The organism is Roseovarius sp. MBR-78 (genome assembly GCF_040547535.1).
GTDB lineage: Bacteria > Pseudomonadota > Alphaproteobacteria > Rhodobacterales > Rhodobacteraceae > Roseovarius.
The window spans coordinates 1-3048 of the sequence record NZ_JBEPPX010000068.1 but is presented as its reverse complement, the minus strand read 5'-3'; the positions used below and the strand labels follow the sequence as shown (position 1 = coordinate 3048).

The 3048-nt window shown below is 59.4% G+C and carries 1 protein-coding gene and 1 pseudogene; both read left to right on the top strand.

The features are described from left to right. Window positions 1–251: 251 nt before the first annotated feature. Window positions 252–1541, top strand: a complete 1290-nt coding sequence (locus ABIE58_RS20115; RefSeq protein WP_354546391.1) for a TRAP transporter large permease — start codon at window positions 252–254, stop codon at window positions 1539–1541. A 93-nt stretch (window positions 1542–1634) separates the two neighbouring features. Then, a pseudogene (locus ABIE58_RS20110) lies at window positions 1635–2960 on the top strand (carboxyl transferase domain-containing protein); the annotation flags it as partial. Between the last annotated feature and the right edge of the window lie 88 nt (window positions 2961–3048).

Here is a 3048-nt window from a genome sequence, read left to right as displayed (position 1 = left end):
GTGGCGTTTGTAGCTGATTTTCTCTGTCTGCATCGACACCGCCTACGCCCGGATCAATAAGCCAGCAACCTCAGGGCCGTTAACGTGACAACACCGCATCACCGCATTCCAGCAGTTTGCCCAGCTCGCTGCATAATTATGTCCAGCGTCAGTCAGATCTCAACCTACCTGAAAATTTGCGACAGAACCCTCCAGAAGGCAGCCGCCCGGTACGGTGGCTGCCTTGCACTCAAACCGAGCGCGGGCCACTTATGCTGACCTTTATTATCATACTCGTCGTTCTGGCCGTCCTGATGACCTTCAGGGTTCCCATCGCCTTTGCCATGGGGATTACCGGAACCCTTGGCCTTGCGGCGGAACTCGGTATGCGCCCGGCCCTTGCGGTGCTGGAGCGGACCTTCTTCGACACCTCCGCCTCTTTTATCCTTGTGGCCATTCCGCTGTTCATCCTGATGGCAGAACTCTTGACCGCAGGCGATGTCACCCGGCGCGCGATTATCGCCTGTCAGGCATGGATCGGCCACGTCAAGGGCGGGCTGGCAATGGCCACTGTGGCCGCCTCCGTCATCCTCGCGGCACTGGTGGGCAGTTCGACCGCCTCGACCGCCGCGATGGCGGCCTCTGCTTTCCCGGAAATGCGGGCGCACAAATATTCCGACCGCCTCGCGGCCGCAGTGGTCAGCGTCGGCGGCACGCTCGCCGTAGTGGTGCCACCGTCGATCGTGCTGGTGGTCTACGGGGTGCTGACGGAAACCTCGATCGGCAAGCTGTTCATTGCCGGGATCATTCCTGGACTGCTGACAGCCACCGGTCTTGCCGTGGTGATCAAGATTATTGCCGATACCACCGATCAGGCACCCAAGGGAGAGCCCTTCGTGTTGAAAACGGCGGTGAAGCAAAGCCGTCACGTCATCCCGATGGTCTTGCTGATGGTGGCCGTGATCGGTGCGATCTACGGCGGTATCGCCTCGCCGTCCGAGGCGGCGGCACTGGGCGTCATGGGATCACTGATCATCGTGCTGATGCAGCGCACGCTGAGCTTCGTGCAGTTCAACAAATCGGTCAGCGGCGCGATCCGGGCTACCGTGATGATCGTTGCAATCATTGCCTGTTCGGCGATTTTCTCGAACTACCTTGCCTTTACGCGGATCACCCAGGCCATGCTGGAATTTGTGGCGGCGACCGAGATGCGCCGCGAGGTTATCATGCTGATAATCATCCTGCTCTTGCTGGTGATGGGCATGTTCATGGATCAGCTCGCGATTCTGTCGCTGGCCATGCCATTGGCATTTCCCACGGCGATGGCACTTGGATACGATGCGGTCTGGTTCGGGATCGTCGTAACCAAGACGGTGGAAATCGGTCTGCTGACGCCCCCCCTTGGCCTGAACGCCTATGTCGCGGCGGCGCAAACGAAAGTGCCGCTTGGCACCATCTTTCGCGGAATACTGCCGTTCCTCGGGATGGAAATCATCGTGCTGATCCTGCTGCTGTCATTCCCGCAAATCACGCTTTTCCTGCCCGATTTGATGACACGCTAGCGCTGAAACCCCTTCGATTTTCGCTGAGATGCCGAACCTTTGTCGGAAAAGCAAGACATCGCATCGCGATGACCACACGGAGACTGGAAGACGATGAGTATATTGCAAAGCAGCCTTGGCCCCAACGCTCCGGGCTTTGCTGAAAATGCCGAAGCTATGGAAGCGCAATACGCGAAGGTGGCCGACAGGGCTACGACCATCATGCAAGGCGGCTCGGAGGCGGCCCGGCAACGTCATGCCTCTCGCGGCAAACTCCTGCCGCGAGACCGGATCGCGGGTCTTCTGGATGCAGGCTCGCCCTTTCTTGAAGTCGGACTGTTTGCAGCCTCGGGCATGTACGGGGACGAAATCCCCGCGGCTGGGGCTATCTCGGGGATTGGACAGGTCGAGGGCCGTGATTGCATGATCCTGTGTAATGACGCGACGGTCAAAGGCGGAACTTATTTCCCCATGACAGTAAAAAAGCATCTCCGCGCCCAGGAGATCGCCGAGGAAAACCATCTACCCTGCATCTATCTCGTGGACAGCGGAGGCGCCAATCTCAACAATCAGGACGAGGTATTTCCGGATCGTGACCATTTCGGGCGGATATTCTTTAATCAGGCCCGGATGAGCGCGAAAGGGATCGCGCAGATCGCCGTTGTGATGGGGTCCTGTACCGCGGGTGGTGCCTATGTGCCCGCTATGAGCGATCAGACCATCATTGTGCGCGAACAGGGGACGATCTTTCTCGCAGGTCCGCCCTTGGTCAAGGTGGCCACGGGCGAAATCGTCGATGCCGAAACACTTGGTGGCGGCGACACCCATACGCGTCTTTCAGGCGTGGCGGACTATCTGGCCGACGATGATCGGCACGCCTTGGCGCTTGCGCGTGAGATCGTCAGCCATCTTGGACAGGGCTCCCGACCCAGCGTCGACTTCAAGCAGCCGAGAGCCCCGCTTTATCCTGCAGAAGAAATCATGGGCATCGTGCCCGCCAACGACAAGACGCCCTACGACGCGCGCGAGCTGATCGCACGGCTGGTGGATGGCTCGGACTTTGCCGAATTCAAACCGCGCTACGGCACCACGCTTGTCACCGGCTTTGCACATATCGACGGCGTGCCGGTGGGGATCATCGCCAACAACGGCGTGCTGTTTTCCGAAAGTTCGACCAAGGGCGCGCATTTCATCGAGCTGTGCTGCCAGCGCAAGATTCCGCTGCTGTTTCTGCAAAATATCACCGGCTTCATGGTCGGCTCGAAATACGAGGCGGGCGGTATCGCCAAGGACGGGGCCAAGCTGGTGACGGCGGTATCTACCGCCTCCGTGCCCAAGGTTACGGTGATCGTCGGTGGCTCTTACGGGGCGGGCAATTACGGCATGTGCGGTCGCGCCTTCGGGCCACGCTTTGTCTGGATGTGGCCCAATGCGGGTGTTGTCACGTTAACGGCCCTGAGGTTGCTGGCTTATTGATCCGGGCGTAGGCGGTGTCGATGCAGACAGAGAAAATCAGCTACAAACGCCA